18 protein-coding genes are annotated in these 14,379 nt (G+C 70.5%); 5 read left to right on the top strand and 13 right to left on the bottom strand.

Annotation, left to right across the window (positions count from 1 at the left end; translation table 11 throughout):
* The first annotated feature begins 115 nt into the window (after positions 1 to 115).
* The gene (locus tag P8R59_RS04690; RefSeq protein WP_278102955.1) at positions 116 to 796 is read left to right on the top strand and encodes a hypothetical protein; all 681 of its coding nucleotides are present in this window, start codon (positions 116 to 118) and stop codon (positions 794 to 796) included.
* Positions 797 to 811: 15 nt separating this feature from the next.
* Complete coding sequence (locus tag P8R59_RS04685) at positions 812 to 1,192, top strand: VOC family protein (protein ID WP_077051267.1); 381 nt, start codon at positions 812 to 814, stop codon at positions 1,190 to 1,192.
* Positions 1,193 to 1,276: 84 nt separating this feature from the next.
* Here the strand turns inward: P8R59_RS04685 and P8R59_RS04680 are convergent, their stop codons facing one another.
* The 4 genes from P8R59_RS04680 to P8R59_RS04665 form a co-directional block, all read right to left on the bottom strand.
* Positions 1,277 to 2,395 (bottom strand): ABC transporter permease, encoded by a 1,119-nt coding sequence (locus tag P8R59_RS04680; protein ID WP_278102953.1) that lies wholly within the window; start codon positions 2,393 to 2,395, stop codon positions 1,277 to 1,279.
* Positions 2,392 to 3,276: an ABC transporter ATP-binding protein gene (locus P8R59_RS04675; RefSeq protein ID WP_278102952.1), complete on the bottom strand. Its 885-nt coding sequence runs from the start codon at positions 3,274 to 3,276 to the stop codon at positions 2,392 to 2,394. The genes P8R59_RS04680 and P8R59_RS04675 overlap by 4 nt, the downstream gene beginning before the upstream one ends.
* A gap of 242 nt (positions 3,277 to 3,518) precedes the next feature.
* Complete coding sequence (locus P8R59_RS04670) at positions 3,519 to 4,190, bottom strand: response regulator (protein WP_278102951.1); 672 nt, start codon at positions 4,188 to 4,190, stop codon at positions 3,519 to 3,521.
* Positions 4,183 to 5,454, bottom strand: coding sequence for a sensor histidine kinase (locus P8R59_RS04665; protein ID WP_278102950.1), 1,272 nt, complete (start codon positions 5,452 to 5,454; stop codon positions 4,183 to 4,185). Before P8R59_RS04665 ends, P8R59_RS04670 begins: the two co-directional genes overlap by 8 nt.
* Positions 5,455 to 5,598: 144 nt before the next feature.
* Between P8R59_RS04665 and P8R59_RS04660 the strand changes: the two genes are divergently transcribed.
* Complete coding sequence (locus P8R59_RS04660) at positions 5,599 to 6,171, top strand: NADPH-dependent FMN reductase (protein WP_278102949.1); 573 nt, start codon at positions 5,599 to 5,601, stop codon at positions 6,169 to 6,171.
* Positions 6,172 to 6,300: 129 nt separating this feature from the next.
* On the opposite strand, the gene P8R59_RS04655 is transcribed toward P8R59_RS04660, so the two are convergent.
* The 5 genes from P8R59_RS04655 to P8R59_RS04635 form a co-directional block, all read right to left on the bottom strand.
* Positions 6,301 to 7,539: an RNA polymerase sigma factor gene (locus P8R59_RS04655; RefSeq protein WP_278102948.1), complete on the bottom strand. Its 1,239-nt coding sequence runs from the start codon at positions 7,537 to 7,539 to the stop codon at positions 6,301 to 6,303.
* Positions 7,536 to 7,964, bottom strand: coding sequence for a YciI family protein (locus tag P8R59_RS04650; RefSeq protein ID WP_278102947.1), 429 nt, complete (start codon positions 7,962 to 7,964; stop codon positions 7,536 to 7,538). The genes P8R59_RS04655 and P8R59_RS04650 overlap by 4 nt, the downstream gene beginning before the upstream one ends.
* Before the next feature lie 132 nt (positions 7,965 to 8,096).
* Positions 8,097 to 8,330, bottom strand: a complete 234-nt coding sequence (locus P8R59_RS04645; RefSeq protein WP_278102946.1) for a hypothetical protein — start codon at positions 8,328 to 8,330, stop codon at positions 8,097 to 8,099.
* Between the two features lie 82 nt (positions 8,331 to 8,412).
* A complete protein-coding gene (locus P8R59_RS04640; protein WP_278102945.1) occupies positions 8,413 to 9,258 on the bottom strand; it encodes an exodeoxyribonuclease III in 846 nt (281 codons plus the stop codon).
* A gap of 60 nt (positions 9,259 to 9,318) precedes the next feature.
* A complete protein-coding gene (locus tag P8R59_RS04635) occupies positions 9,319 to 10,533 on the bottom strand; it encodes a hypothetical protein (RefSeq protein WP_278102944.1) in 1,215 nt (404 codons plus the stop codon).
* A 51-nt stretch (positions 10,534 to 10,584) separates the two neighbouring features.
* On the opposite strand from P8R59_RS04635, the gene pyrE reads away from it, so the two are divergent.
* Complete coding sequence (gene pyrE, locus P8R59_RS04630) at positions 10,585 to 11,163, top strand: orotate phosphoribosyltransferase (protein WP_076493192.1); 579 nt, start codon at positions 10,585 to 10,587, stop codon at positions 11,161 to 11,163.
* Between the two features lie 230 nt (positions 11,164 to 11,393).
* Here the strand turns inward: pyrE and P8R59_RS04625 are convergent, their stop codons facing one another.
* The 4 genes from P8R59_RS04625 to P8R59_RS04610 all read right to left on the bottom strand — a co-directional run bounded on the left by P8R59_RS04625 (position 11,394) and on the right by P8R59_RS04610 (position 13,226).
* Positions 11,394 to 11,534, bottom strand: coding sequence for a hypothetical protein (locus tag P8R59_RS04625; protein WP_278102943.1), 141 nt, complete (start codon positions 11,532 to 11,534; stop codon positions 11,394 to 11,396).
* Between the two features lie 17 nt (positions 11,535 to 11,551).
* Positions 11,552 to 12,127: a YdeI/OmpD-associated family protein gene (locus P8R59_RS04620; protein WP_278102942.1), complete on the bottom strand. Its 576-nt coding sequence runs from the start codon at positions 12,125 to 12,127 to the stop codon at positions 11,552 to 11,554.
* Between the two features lies 1 nt (position 12,128).
* Positions 12,129 to 12,959 carry an HAD-IIA family hydrolase gene (locus P8R59_RS04615; RefSeq protein ID WP_077051279.1) on the bottom strand — a complete coding sequence of 277 codons (831 nt, stop codon included), beginning with the start codon at positions 12,957 to 12,959 and terminating at the stop codon, positions 12,129 to 12,131.
* Between the two features lie 96 nt (positions 12,960 to 13,055).
* Complete coding sequence (locus P8R59_RS04610) at positions 13,056 to 13,226, bottom strand: CsbD family protein (protein ID WP_077051280.1); 171 nt, start codon at positions 13,224 to 13,226, stop codon at positions 13,056 to 13,058.
* 188 nt (positions 13,227 to 13,414) lie between these two features.
* Between P8R59_RS04610 and P8R59_RS04605 the strand changes: the two genes are divergently transcribed.
* Positions 13,415 to 14,362, top strand: coding sequence for an SDR family NAD(P)-dependent oxidoreductase (locus P8R59_RS04605; RefSeq protein WP_278102941.1), 948 nt, complete (start codon positions 13,415 to 13,417; stop codon positions 14,360 to 14,362).
* The last annotated feature ends 17 nt before the right edge of the window (positions 14,363 to 14,379 follow it).

The following is a 14,379-nucleotide window of genomic DNA, read 5'->3' as shown; positions in this document are numbered from 1 at the left end:
CGTCAGCCGATTTCCGTGGATGCCGCTGACCCGGCGCGGATCGCGGAGGCACGGCCGCCGCGGTGGCGCGTCACGACCCGGCGCTGAGCGCGTGCGACGCGCCTAGAGTCGTGGCATGAGCGACGTCGACGTCGAGCTGGTCCACCTGCGCGAGCGCGTGTACGGCGGACGCGGGAGTGCGCCCACCGAGGCCGAGATCGCGCGGCTCGCCGCCCTCGAGGATCGCGCGCGTGCCGGTGCCGCTCCGGCCGTGCCCGACCCCGACCCCGAGACGCCCGCCGACGACGCGCAGCCCCCGGACGACCCCGCCGTTCCCCGCGCTCCCACCCGCCCCGTCGCCCGCCGGGTGCTCACGGCCCTCGGCGCCGTGGTCCTCATCGGACTGGGCGGCGCGATCGGCTTCGCGCTGGCCCACGTTCCCACCCCGGCCGACTCGTCGGCACCACTCCTCCCCGAGCTCGCTTTCGTCCAGACCTCCGAGGACGTCATCTCCGCCGACATCCTGTCGGACAGCGGCATCGACCCGGCGAGCATCCGCTACATCGCCACCATCCGCGACTTCCGCATCTACCTCGCCGTCCCCGACGACGGCGACGGCCGGTGCATCGCGGTCTTCACCTCCACCGACAACCGGCCGTGGTCGGCGGGGTGCGCCAGCGGCGGGGAGCCCGGCGCCGCGGTGTTCGGGGTGGACGAGAACCTCTCCGTCGCCATCGGCGACCCGGCCGACGACACCGTCGCGGGCACGCCGATCCGACTGTCCGAGAGCGTCACGGCCTACGTGAGGCCGAACTAGAGAAAGGGCACGACCATGTTCCACTCCGACGGGGCGTTCTCCGGGTTCGCCGTCGACGACCTCGACGCCGCCCACCGCTTCTACGCCGACACGCTCGGCATCCGCGTGGAGGTGCTCGAGGGATCCGGCTTCCTCCGCCTCCATCTGGCCTCCGGGGGGAGCGTGCTCGTGTACGGCAAACCGCACCACGTGCCGGCGACGTTCACGGTGCTGAACTTCCCCGTCTCCGACGTCGAGGCCGCCGTCGACGACCTCCGCTCACGCGGTGTCGAGACGAAGATCTACGACGACGCGGACTTCCCCACCGACTCCCGCGGCATCATGCGCGAGGGCGGCCCGTTGATCGCGTGGTTCCGCGATCCCGCCGGCAACGTCCTGGCCGTCCTGGACGAGTGACGGCGTCCCGCGCCCGGACGCGAGAAGCGGGATGGATGCCAGAAGCCGTGGCATCCATCCCGCCGGTGACCGGGCCCGAGCCGGTCAGCCCCGCAGCGCTTCCGCCAGCTTGACGCGGGCCCCCATGCGCAGCAGGGAGTTCTGGTAGATCCGGGCGGCGATCGCGATGGCGGCGACGCAGGATGTCATGAGGATCGCGAGCGAGAGCACGGGCTCCCACCACTGGGCGTCACCGAGGTAGAGGCGCAGCGGCATCCCGACCGGTGCCGAGAACGGCACGTACGACATGATCGTCAGCACGACGGGGTTGTCGTTGAAGAAGATCACGAGGAAGTACGGCGCCATCACCAGCATCGTGATGGGCGTGGTCGTCGCGCCGATGTCCTCCTGGCGCGACACCATCGCCGCGGCAGCGGCGAACAGCGACGCCAGCAGCACGAACCCGAACAGGAAGAAGATCGCGAACCAGGCGATCGGTGCGCCGAGCGCCCCGAGCACGCCCACCTGGTCGGTCACGGCGAGCCCGATCACCGCCACGGCGGCGAGGAGGACGATCTGCGCCATCGCGAGGATCGTGTTGCCCAGCACCTTGCCGGCCAGAAGCGCCCGCACCGGGATCGCCGAGATGAGGATCTCGACGACGCGCGTCTGCTTCTCCTCCACGACGCTCTGGGCGATGGTTCCGCCGAACGTGCTCGCGGCGATGAGGAACACGATGCCGAAGCCCAACGCGATGAAGTAGCGGAGCGCATCCGCCGCCCCCGCACCGGGCTCCATCGTCTCCACCTCGGGCGTCTCGCTGAGCAGCTGCAGCAGCGCCGCCGGCACACGGTCCTTCACCACGACGGTGTAGTCGAACGCGGGGTTCGACGATCCCGACACCAGGGCGGCATCCACCGTCCCGTCCTCGACCAGCGCGCGGGCGGTCGCGTCGGAATCGGCGACGGTCGCGTCGACGCCCTCGACCCCCGACAGCGCCGACTGCGTCTGGCTCGTGACGGCGACCGGGATGCCGCTGCCCCCGGCGTCACGGGCGGCGAAACCGCCCCACAGGACCGACGCGAGGGCGGCGAGCACGAGGATCGCCGTCGAGATGACGAAGACCTTGCTGCGCAGCTTCGAGCCGATCTCGCGCTCGGCCACCAGCCAGATGCTCTGCAGTTCGCTCGGGCCCGAGGCCCGTCGCGTCGTCGCGGTGCTCACTGGATGACCTCCTTGAAGATGTCGGCGAGGGTCGGGCGCTGCGGCGCGAAGCTCGCGACGTCGCCGCGGGCTACCGCCGCGCGCAGAACGGATTGGGCCGCGGCGTCGTCGGCCGCGTCGAACACGGCGTACCCGCCGTCGAAGTCGAGCACCGTGATGCCGGGCTGGTCGCGGAGCCACCCCGCGTCGCCGCCGGAGAGGAGCTCGTAGCGGTGCGTCGCATGCTCGGCGCGGAGCGCGTCGCGACTGCCCGCCGCGCGGATCGTCCCGGCGGCGATGATCACGAGGTCGTCGCACAGTCGCTCGACCACGTCGAGCTGATGCGACGAGAACAGCACCGCCGCGCCGGTCGCGGCCTTCTCCTGGAGGACACCCGCGACGACGTCGACTGCGAGCGGGTCGAGGCCGGAGAACGGTTCGTCGAGGATCAGGACGTCGGGTTCGTGCACGAGCGACGCGGCGATCTGCGCGCGCTGCTGGTTGCCGAGCGAGAGCGTCTCGACGAGATCGTTCAGGCGCTCGCCGAGACCGAGGCGCTCGAGCAGGGCCGTCGCCTTGGCGGTGGCTTCGGCCTTGCCGAAGCCGTGCAGACGGGCGAGGTAGGCGATGTGCTCGACGACCTTCATCTTCGGGTACAGCCCGCGTTCTTCGGGCATGTAGCCGAAGCGACGCCGGTCGGCGGCGGTCAGCTCGGCGCCGTCGAGCGAGACCGTGCCGGCATCCTTCCCGAGCACGCCGAGCGCGATCCGCATGGTCGTGGTCTTCCCCGCGCCGTTGCCGCCGACGAATCCCGTCAGTCGTCCGGGAGCCACGGTGAAGGTCACGTCGTCGAGCACGCGGCGTCCGCCGTAGCTCTTGGTGATGCCGTTCAGTTCGAGCACGGTCCACCCCTTCCTGGTGATGGCGTCCACGCTACGGACCGGGGTGCACGGTGGCATCCGTCCGGGGGAGGGTTCGGGGACTCCGCCGCGCGGGGGAGCTCGGCGGCCACGCGGACACAACGAAGGAGATACATCGGCGGAGCCGGGGGATCCCGCGCAGCCGCGGCCAGCGCTGCTCGAATCTCCTGCGTTGTGTCCGCGTGGTGGCGGCCGATGGCACAGGCGCCGGGACCGCGCGGACCTTAGGTCAGGCCGTGGCGGTGTGCGAGCACGACGGCCTGGACGCGGTCGCGGGCGCCGAGCTTCTGCAGCACGTTGGACACGTGGGTCTTGACCGTGGCCTCGCCGATGAACAGGCGCGCGGCGATCTCGGCGTTGCTCAGGGCCTCGGCGACGAGCCTCAGCACCTCGGCCTCGCGGTCAGTGAGGGGTTCCGCGAGGACGAGTGGCTCCACCGCGGGCGACGGCGCTGCGACATCGCCTCCGCGCCCGGCGAACCGTGAGATGACGCGACGGGTGACCTCCGGCGCAAGGAGCGCATCGCCCGCGCCGACCACCCGCACCGCGCCCACGAGCTCTTCGGGCCCCGCGTTCTTCAGGAGGAACCCGCTCGCCCCCGCCCCGAGCGCGTCGAAGAGGTAGTCGTCGCGGTCGAACGTCGTGACGATGAGCACCGCCGCGTCCGATTTGGGATCGGCGACGATGCGCCGCGTGGCCTCGAGCCCGTCCATGTCGGGCATCTGGACGTCCATGCAGATCACGTCAGGTCGGAGCGCCGCTGCCGCAGCGATCGCCTCGACGCCCGTGCCCGCTTCCCCGACCACCTCGATGTCGTCCTCGAGCGACAGGATCGTGCGGAATCCCGCCCGCATCATGGCGTGGTCGTCGACGAGCAGGACACGCAGGTCAGGCATGCGCCACCTCGACCTCGACCAGCGGAACTCGAACCCGCACGAGATACCCGCCGCGGGAACGCGGACCCATCTCGATGCTGCCGCCGGACACCGCGGCGCGCTCCCGCATTCCGAGCTGCCCGAGCCCCGCGGTCGCTGTCCCGCGCCGGCCGGTGTTGGTCACCTCGAGCTCGACCGACGTGTCGTCGAACCGCACGCGCACATCGGCCGTCGCATCCGGTCCCGCGTGCCGGCGGGCGTTCGTCAGCGCCTCCTGGGCGATGCGGAACAGGTTCACCTGCACCAGCGGCGGCGGCTCGACGGCCGGCTCGCCGATCACGGCGAACGTCGTCGGAAGCCCCGCGGCCGACGCCTCCTCAACGAGGGCCGGGATGGATGCCAGACCGTGAGTCGTCGGGGCGGTATCGGTGCCGGGTGGGTCACCGCCGGCGGCATCCGCGGTTCGAAGGGTCTCGAGCAGCTGCCGGAGCTCGCGCAGGGAGGTGCGCGCGGACTGCTCGATCCCGCTCAGCATCTCGCGGGACTTCGCCGGGTCGCGATCCATCACCGACCGGGCGACTCCGGCCTGGACGCCCATCAGCGAGACGTGGTGCGCGACGACGTCGTGCAGCTCGCGGGCGATGCGCACCCTGTCGAGCGCGACCGCCTGCGACGCGGTGATCTCGCGCTCGGCCTCGAGCTCGGCGGTGCGCTCCTCCAGCGCGATGCGCTGCAGGCGCTGCTGGTGCGAACGCTCGCCGAAGAAGTAGGCCCCGCCGAAGAACAGGGCGTTCAAGCCCAGGCCGAGCAGCTGCGAGGCGACGAAGGGAGAGAACGCGCCCGTGCGGGAGGGGAAGCCTTCCGGCACCTGATCGACCGGCATCGTCGCATCCTGGAACATCACGACGAACAGCCACGCGAACATGCCGAGGATGATCGCCACCCGCACGATCGTGGCCCGGCGCCGGTTCGTGGACCACGCCCCGACCGTGTAGATGGCGATGAACATGGCGATGTTGCCCGCGTAGACCTCGGGGACCCGGAGCGTCACGGCCAAGAAGTACGCCACCGACACGATCACGGCCACGATGGACGGCCACCGGCGCCGGAACGCCAGGGGCACGGCCAGCACCGTGACGTACACGACCGCGAGGATGAATTCGGCCTGCTGGTCGCCGTAGATTCCCGCGACCGCGGAGAGCACGGCGCTGAGCAGTCCGCCGACGAACAGCACCGCGGCGAGCACGATGTCGCTCCGCCACTGCGCGCGCGTGAGGTTCGGCATCCTTCCACGGTAGGGGGACCCCCGACGTTCGGCATCCCCCGTCCGACGGAGTCAACCCCGACGGGGAATAGTCCGCGGAACGCAAAGCTTGCACGTGAATGTATTCGGACGTCTCGGCGTCCCCACGACACAGGAAGGATCATCGTGACCGACCACACCATCGGCTACATCGTCGGAAGCATCTCCAGCACCTCGATCAACCGTCGCCTCGCGAAGGCGCTCGAGAAGGTGGCGCCCGAGGGCGTGACGCTGAAGGAGATCCCGATCAAGGACCTCCCGTTCTACTCGCCCGACTACGACGGGAACTTCCCGCAGGTCGCAACGGACTTCAAGAACGCGATCGAGGATGCCGACGCGGTCTTCATCGTGACCCCCGAGTACAGCCGGTCGATCCCGGGCGTGCTCAAGAACGCGCTGGACTGGTCGGCGCGTCCCTACGGTGAGGCGTCGTTCAACGACAAGCCCACCGCGGTCATCGGCACCTCGCAGGGCGGCATCGCGACCGCTGCCGGTCAGCAGCACCTGCGCTCGGTCCTCCTGCACTACAACGCTCTCGTGCTCGGACAGCCCGAGGGGTACATCCAGTCGACGCCCGGCCTGTTCGACGAGGACGGCACCGTCAACGATGAGGGCACCGCAGCGTTCCTCCGCTCTATCATCGAGGCGCTCGTGACGCTCGCCGAGCGCACCGCTCCCGCGGCGGTTCCGGCGGCCTGACGCACCGTTTCTCGGTTTGGGGCGCGTTTCGTGCGTCGGGGCGTGTATTTTCGCGCCCCCACGTGCAGAACGCGCCCCAAGCCCGTAACACCTGCGCGGAGCCGCCCGCGCGCCGCGCCTCGCGCTGGTTCAGCGACCCAGCGCCTCGGCCTTCCGGCGCAGCAGCGCCGCCTCGCGCGCGTTGCGGGTGAGGCCGGCGGCCTCGACCAGCTGGGCGCGGGCCTCCTCGACGCGGCCCAGGCGCGCGAGCAGTTCGCCGCGCACCGAGGGCAGGAGGTGCGAGCCGCGCAAGGGCGTGGCATCCATCCCGTCGATGACCGCGAGCCCCTCTTCCGGGCCGGATGCCATCGACACGGCGACCGCGCGATTGAGCTCGACCACCGGGTTCGCGGCGATCCGGCCGAGCATCTCGTACAGCAGGACGATGCGGTCCCAGTCGGTGGCCTCGACGCTCGCGGCCTCGGCGTGACACAGCGCGATCGCGGCCTGCAGTTGATACGGGCCGCGGCCCTTGCCGAGGGCGTCGGCCCGGTCGAGGAGCGCGCGGCCGCGGGCGATCGCCGAGTGGTCCCAGCGGCGTCGGTCCTGGTCGGCGAGCAGCACGGCATCCCCGTTCCCGTCGACGCGGGCGGCGAAGCGGGATGCCTGGAACTCCATCAGTGCGGAGAGTCCCAGCACCTCGGGCTCGCGGGGGAGCAGTCGGTCGAGGACCCGGCCGAGGCGCAGCGCCTCGTGCGCCAGCTCGGTGCGGAGGACCGCGTCGCCCGAGCTCGCGACGTAGCCCTCGGTGAAGATCAGGTACACGACGGTGAGCACCGCCGTGCGCCGCGCGGGCCACTCCACCGGCTCGGGGACGGCGAAGGGGACGCGCGCCGCGCTCAGCGCCTTCTTCGCGCGGACGATCCGCTGCTGCATCGTCGGCACCGCGACGAGGAAGAGTCGCGCGATCGCTTCGGTGTCGAGGCCTCCGACGACCTTCAGCGTCAGCGCCACCTGCGCCTCGCGGGAGAGCACGGGGTGACAGGCCGCGAACACCAGCCGCAGGACGTCGTCGTCGATCGGCTCCCACACGTCGTCGGCCACCTCGTCGAGGTCGGCGGCGAGCAGGCGGTACTTCTCGCCGAGGCGCTGCTCGCGCCGCCAGCCGTCGATCGCGCGACGCTTCGCCACCGCCGTCAGCCACGCCCCGGGGTTCCGTGGGACGCCGTCGCGGGCCCACTGCTCGACGGCTTCGACCAGCGCGTCCTGCGCGAGGTCTTCCGCGGTGCCGAGGTCGCCGACCACGCGGGCCAGCGCCGCGACGATCCGGGCGCCCTCGATGCGCCAGATCGCCGCGACGCGGCGCGAGAGGTCGGGGTCGGGGGTCACCGACCGGAGAGCTCCTCGCGCCAGCCCTCCTCCTTCTGGATGTACTCGTTGTCGGCGAACGCCGCGAAGTCGGTCTCGTCGGTCACCCGGCGGACTTCGAGCTTGTTGCCGGCGATGAGCGGTGCGCGACGGGCCCACTCGATCGCCTCGTCGCGCGTGGACACCTCGATGATCCAGAAGCCGTTGAACAGCTCGTGCGTCTCGCCGTAGGGGCCGTCGGTGACCACGGGCTCCTCGCCGCCGAACTCGACGACGAAGTTCTGGCTCATGTCTTCGGCGAGGCCGTCGCCGGCGACGAGCACACCCGCGGTGATCATCGACTCGTTGTACGCGCCCATGTCGTTGATGATCTGCTCGAACGGGATCTGCTTGTACGCCGCGTACGCCTCGTCGGTACCGCGCATGATCAGCATGTACTTCGTCATGGTCTCTTCTCTTCCCTGCTGTCGTTCGTTCCGGGGGAGCGGATGCCTGCCCCTACTATCGCGTCGAACGGCGACGGGCGGAATCGACAGAGCGTCGGAGAAAAGTTCCCGGATGCCGTCAGCCGGATCGGATCAGGTGTCGTCCCGGCTCGAGCCATCATCTTCGGCGGGCTCGTCCTTGGCCGATGTCTCTCGGCGAAGGTGCACGAAGCCCACGGCCATGAGGGCGACGCCGGCGACGAGGATCACGATTCGCAGCACGAGGTTCACGTCGGGGAAGAGCAGGTTCGGGAGGACCAGCACGAACACCGCCGCGACGAAATACCAGACGGCGGTCGATCCCTGCGGATCCCTCGTGGATGCCATGGAGCTCCTCCCTCGCTGATCCGAGCCTACGAGCAGCTCCGACGCCTGCGCCTCCCCCACCTGACGGAGAAGAAGGATGCCGTCAGCCGAAGATCATCGGGAGGTCGTCGTCGTCCTCGCCGTGGGAGAAGTCGAGGTCGGCGACGACGGGCACGTGGTCGCTGGGCGCCTCGCCCTTGCGTTCGTTGCGGTGGATCTCGGCGCCCTGCACGGCGTCGGCGAACGCCGTCGAGCCCAGGATGAAGTCGATGCGGAGCCCCTCGTTGCGGGGGAAGCGCAGCTGCTTGTAGTCCCAGTAGGTGTAACCGGTGGGGATGAGCGGACGCACGACGTCGGTGAGCCCCGAGGACTCGAACGCGGCGAACGCGGCGCGCTCGGGCGGCGAGACGTGCGTGGTCACGCCCTCGATCACCGTGGGGTCGCCGTTGTCGGCATCCGTCGGGGCGATGTTGAAGTCGCCGGTCAGGGCCAGGGGCAGGCCGGGGTTCGCGGTCAGGGTGTCTTCGGTGTGGCGGCGGAGGGCTTCGAGCCAGTCGAGCTTGTAGTGGTAGTGCGGGTCGTCGAGCCCGCGGCCGTTCGGGACGTACAGGCTCCACACCTGCACGCCGTCGATCGTCGCGCCGAGCGCCCGCGCCTCTTTCGGCAGGTCGGGGCCTTCCTTGCCCTTCTCGAACCCGGGCATGCCGGGGAAACCGATCTGGACGTCTTCGATCGGCTCACGGCTGGCGATCGCGACGCCGTTCCACTGGTTCAGCCCGTGTGCGACGACGTGATACCCGGCCTCTTCGAACGCGGCGTACGGGAACTGCTCCGTCTTGCACTTGATCTCCTGCATCGCCAGAACGTCGATGTGCTCGCGCACGGCGAACTCGACGGTGCGGGCGACGCGGGCGCGGACGGAGTTGACGTTCCAGGTGGCCAGGCGCATGGCATCCAGCCTACTTTCGGGCGGGGACATCGCCGTTCGATGAGCTGCAGCGGGGATCCCCTACCATGCCGCGGCGAGCAGCACACCGCCCACTGCCCAGACAAGGGCGAGAGCCCCCATCGCGAACGCCCACCGCTCGCGCGGCCCCCGTTTCCGCGAGAAGGCCCCTCGGACACACAGCCCCCACCAGATCGCCAGGACGGTGATTACAGAGGAGACGGCGATCGCGTGTGCGGACGCCGGTGCGAACGCGGTCGCCGCCGCGCCGAGCGGAAGCGGGGCGGCCGCTGCCCACCACGCGATCCCCGATAAGTTTGGCGCGCTCGGGGGATCCCACGGCGCTGCGCCCAGCCGTCGTGCGACGTCGGCGACGTCTCCGGGCACGGGATCGTCGAACCTCAGGTGCGACCGCTCGGCGAGGACCGATGACGGGTCGTTGCCACCACGCGACAGGATGCTCGCCGCGTACGCATCGCGCTCCGCCTCCGTGGTCACCCCGGGAAGCGGACAGCCCCAGCGGCCCGCCTGGGCGGGGCGATTCCGTCTTCGCGCGTCTTCGACGAGCGCGCGTCGCGCTTCCGGATCGCCGTCGGCACGGACGAGCGCGCGCAGCATCACCCGTCCCTCCTGCGGTCGGCTGTCGAGGAGCTCGAGGGCGCGCCGGGTGGCGAACTCAGGGTCGGGGAGTTCGACCGGACGATCGAAGAGCCGCAGTCCCACGGCAAGCACTCCTCCACTGACGATGACCGTGATCAGTGCGGCGAGAGCGAGTTCGCCGGTGAGAGGTGACGGCGTGGAAAGGAAGGCATTCCACAGCGTGTGGGCTGTGTTCCAGAGAAGGGTGAGAAAGCCGGCGATCAGACCGATGACCGCGATGAGCATGCCAACGCACCCCAGACCCTGCGCGGGCGATCCGTCGCTTGGTCCGCGCTCGACGTACGTCGGTGAAGTGAGGTCGGCGACCACTGACGGAACGGCCTCGCCGTGAGCGAGGCGCAGGCTCTGGCGGACGAAATTGCCCCGGGTCGCCTGGCCGAGTAGCCACAGACGCATGTGGGCGACTTCTCGCGGACGGGTCCAGCCCGGGAAGACGATGCCCCACCGCCCCGCTTGCGCGCGATCTCCGATTTGCCGGTAGTGCTCCGCGAGAGCCAGGCGAAGTTCGGGCGATCGGGATGCCCGTGCCTTGGCTTCCTGGCGCGCGTCTTGCACGTCGGTCCCCGCGCCTTCGGTCGCGAGCAGCGCGACCAGGTCGGGGGTGGGCGTTTGCGGCATGCGCTCATGATGGCGGAGGCTTCGCTTTCCGCGCCGAATAGACTCGACGCCGTGACTGCCGCCTCCACTCCCGAGCTCGAAGCCGACCGCCAGGCCCTCATCGGCCTCATCAACGCCGAGGCGGTGTTCCACGGCGACTTCACGCTCTCGAGCGGCAAGAAGGCGACGTACTACGTCGACATGCGCAAGCTCACGCTCGACCACCGTGCGGCTCCCGCGATCGGTCGTCTCGTGCTCGACCTCGTGAAGGACCTCGACGGTGTCGTCGCCGTCGGCGGGCTCACGCTCGGTGCCGACCCGATCGCCAACGCCGTGATGCACGAGTCGGTGCACGCGGGCCACCCGCTCGACGCCTTCGTCGTGCGCAAGGAGCCCAAGGACCACGGCCGCGGCCGCCAGATCGAGGGCGCCGACGTCAAGGGCAAGCGCGTCGTCGTCGTCGAAGACACCTCGACCACCGGCCAGTCCGCGCTCAAGGCCGTCGAGGCTCTGCGCCGCGAGGGCGCGGAGGTCGTCGCCGTCGCGGTGATCGTCGACCGCAAGACCGGCGCGCAGGCCGCGATCGAGGCCGAGGGCCTGCAGTGGCTGGCATCCATCGACCTCGACGACCTGGGCCTGCAGCCGCAGTAATCCGCTCGCGGCCGTTCCGAGAACAGGCGCCGCGCCGGAAACAGGCCGTTTCGGCGCGGATCGCCCTGTTTCGGAGACATCGCCTGTTTCCACGACACGGACCGGATGCCGCTGCCTCGCGCGTGCGAACCGTCACCGCGCGGCACGACACGCGCCGGATGCCACCCACCCGGCGGCGCGGATCAGCCGCTGACTTCAGGACCGGATGCCATGCATTCCGGCTGAACGGGTCACTCGCCGCCGTCGCCCGGACCGTCGAACGGGTCGCGGCGGTCGCCCTTCCGCGAGCGGCGCCACTGCACGATGAAGGCGACGAGCGTGCCCGCCGTGATCAGGAACGCGGTGAGGAGCCAGAGTGTGCGGTCGTCCATGTGTCGATCCTCCCCGATCAGACCGGGCGTTTGCCCACGGCGGCGTCGGCCACGATCTTCGCGACCCGCGCCTCGCGGGTCTGCGGCCGGACGGCCATCGCGATCTGCGTGAGCCCGAACTTGCGGACCGACGGCGGGAACGCGTCCCAGTTGGCACGGGCGGCGGGCACCGCGTCGAGGGCGGCGGCGAGCTCGGGCGGTTCGATTCCCGCCTCGGGTCCGTCGAGGATCTCCCACGCACCGTTCGCGCGAGCGACCTCCAGCGCGCGGATGCCGGCCGGCCGGAGGCGCCCCTCGGCCTCGAGGCGGGCGATGCGCGCCTTGTTCGTCGCCGCCCAGCCGCTGGTCGCGCGACGCGGCGCGAACCACAGGCCCGAGCTGACCTCGTCGAACACGCGCACCGGCCCGTCGATCCAACCGAAGCACAGCGCCTCGCAGATTGCCTCTTCATACTCGACGTAACGTCCCGCGTCGGCGCCGCGCCCGCGCAGCAGCCACGCGCCCTTCGACACGGTGTGGTTCTCGTCGAGCCAGCGGCCCCACTCGGCGGCGTCGACCGCCGCGACCTTCACCCCGTCGTCGAGCGCGCCCACGTCACAGGCCTTCGGCCAGGCCCTCTTCGCCGTCGGCGAGGTCGGTCTCGACCGGCTCGTCGCGGACGAGGTCGGCGACGGATGCCAGGATCTCGTCGGGCCGGAACGGGTACTTCTCGATCTCGTTCTGATCGCTGATGCCCGTCATCACCAGAACGGTGTGGAGCCCGGCCTCGATGCCGGCCACGATGTCGGTGTCCATGCGGTCGCCGATCATGCCGGTGTTCTCGGAGTGCGCGCCGATCCGGTTGAGGGCGGAGCGGAACATCATCGGGTTGGGCTTGCCGACGATGTAGGGCTCTTTGCCCGTGGCCTTCGTGATGAGGGCGGCGATCGCGCCCGTCGCGGGCAGCACGCCCTCGGTCGAGGGGCCCGTGGCATCCGGGTTCGTGGCGATGAAACGGGCGCCGTCGCGGATGAAGCGGATGGCCTTCGTGATCGCCTCGAACGAGTAGTTGCGCGTCTCGCCGACCACGACGTAGTCGGGGTGAGTCTCGGTCATGATGAAACCGGCCTCGTGCAGAGCTGTCGTGAGCCCGGCCTCGCCGATGACGAAGGCGGAGCCGCCCGGCATCTGCGATCGCAGGAAATCGGCGGTCGCGAGCGCGGAGGTCCAGATCGAGGACTCGGGGACCACGAGCCCCGACGACCGCAGCCGGGCGCTGAGGTCGCGGGGCGTGAAGATCGAGTTGTTCGTCAGAACGAGGAACGGGGTGCCCTCGGCCCGCCACTGCGCCAGCAGTTCGGAGGCGCCGGGGACGGGGGTGTTCTCATGGACGAGCACGCCGTCCATGTCGGTGAGCCAGCACTCCACGTCGCCACGGGTTCGCATGGGTTCAGCCTATCCCCGGGGTCGGACACGGCCACCGGATGAAACGACGCACGGGCCGCCCGCCCGGAGGCTGACGGCCCGTGCGAGCGTCGCGGATTACTTGAACGAGTCCTTGACGTTCTCGCCGGCCTTCTTCGCGTCGGCCTTGACCTGGTCGGCCTTACCCTCGGCGGCGAGCTTGTCGTTGTCGGTGGCGTTGCCGATGGCTTCCTTCGCCTTGCCCACGATGTCCTGAGCGGCGTTCTTGATCTTGTCGTCGAGACCCATGAGGGGTTCCTTCCCTTGAATGAAGACGTCGCGCCGGGTGTTGGCCGCGGCGGAGCCGGTGTGCTCACTACTCAGACGCACCGACAGCGCGATTCGTCACGCCGGGGAGCGAAAAAGTTCACGAGATCGGTATTCCCGATCCGGAATGCACCGGTGACGGGGCCGAGCGATCTCGTTAGGGTCGAAGGGTGGCGCGCGACGAGTGGGACCCCCGGAACCTTCCCGACCTCTCGGGGCGCGCGTACCTCGTCACCGGGGCGACCCGCGGACTCGGCTATTTCGCGTGCGAGCAGCTGGCGGGCGCGGGTGCGCACGTCCTGCTCACCGGCCGCAACCCCAATCGCCTCGTCCTGGCGAAGGAGGCCGTCCGGCGGACGCATCCGGATGCCTCGATCGAGACGCTCCTGCTCGACACCAGCAACCTGGGCTCGGTGCGTGCTGCCGCAGCGACGGTCCGTGCGCGCGGGCGGCTGCACGGCCTGCTGATGAACGCGGGGATCGTGCACCCCCCGAAGACGCGCGAACTGGCGGGCGGCCACGAGAAGGTCTTCGCCACGAACGTGCTCGGACACTTCGCCCTCGCCGGCGAACTCCTGACGCCGCTCGCGACGGCGCGCGGTCGGATGGTCTGGGTGGGCAGCATGTCGACCTCGCTCTGGAAGCACGTCCCCACCGACCCCGAGCTCGTCGAGGGGTACACGCCGTGGCGCGCCTACGTGCAGTCCAAGGCCGCGACCACGATGCTCGCGCTCGAGGCGGACCGACGGCTGAAAGCGCACAGCGTGCCGGTCGAGAGCCTCGTCGCCCACCCCGGATACTCCACGAGCGGCCGGACCCGTGGCATCCGCGGCGTGAACGAACCCACGCGGCTGACGCGCTTCGTCGACAACCTGCAGGCCCCGATCACCCAGTCCAAGGACGAAGGGGCCTGGGCCCTCGTGCGTGCGCTGGTCGATCCGCTCGCCGAGGGCGGCGCGATGTACGGCCCCGCACGGATCGTCCGCGGCACGCCGCGCCGGGCGACTCCCGCCCGTCTCACGCGCGACGGCGGCCTCAGCACCGACCTGTGGCGCGCGTGCGAGACCGCGACGCATGTCCGGTGGCCGTTCGAGCGGGTGCGCCGCACGGCATCCTGAATCCTCCGCCGCGATGT

It is taken from the genome of Microbacterium proteolyticum (assembly GCF_029639405.1).
GTDB lineage: Bacteria > Actinomycetota > Actinomycetes > Actinomycetales > Microbacteriaceae > Microbacterium.
Note: the sequence above shows the minus strand (reverse complement) of the source record. Positions and strands in the feature narration are given on the sequence as shown.

Coding starts and splice junctions, on each gene's coding strand:
- P8R59_RS04685 (WP_077051267.1), top strand. CDS start 812: ATGTTCCACTCCGACGGGGCGTTCTCCGGGTTCGCCGTCGACGACCTC.
- P8R59_RS04640 (WP_278102945.1), bottom strand. CDS start 9,258: ATGCGCCTGGCCACCTGGAACGTCAACTCCGTCCGCGCCCGCGTCGCC.
- P8R59_RS04635 (WP_278102944.1), bottom strand. CDS start 10,533: ATGCCGCAAACGCCCACCCCCGACCTGGTCGCGCTGCTCGCGACCGAA.
- P8R59_RS04690 (WP_278102955.1), top strand. CDS start 116: ATGAGCGACGTCGACGTCGAGCTGGTCCACCTGCGCGAGCGCGTGTAC.
- P8R59_RS04615 (WP_077051279.1), bottom strand. CDS start 12,959: ATGCGAACCCGTGGCGACGTGGAGTGCTGGCTCACCGACATGGACGGC.
- P8R59_RS04610 (WP_077051280.1), bottom strand. CDS start 13,226: ATGGGTCTCGACGACAAGATCAAGAACGCCGCTCAGGACATCGTGGGC.
- P8R59_RS04625 (WP_278102943.1), bottom strand. CDS start 11,534: ATGGACGACCGCACACTCTGGCTCCTCACCGCGTTCCTGATCACGGCG.
- P8R59_RS04665 (WP_278102950.1), bottom strand. CDS start 5,454: ATGCCGAACCTCACGCGCGCGCAGTGGCGGAGCGACATCGTGCTCGCC.
- P8R59_RS04650 (WP_278102947.1), bottom strand. CDS start 7,964: ATGACGAAGTACATGCTGATCATGCGCGGTACCGACGAGGCGTACGCG.
- P8R59_RS04670 (WP_278102951.1), bottom strand. CDS start 4,190: ATGCCTGACCTGCGTGTCCTGCTCGTCGACGACCACGCCATGATGCGG.
- P8R59_RS04645 (WP_278102946.1), bottom strand. CDS start 8,330: ATGGCATCCACGAGGGATCCGCAGGGATCGACCGCCGTCTGGTATTTC.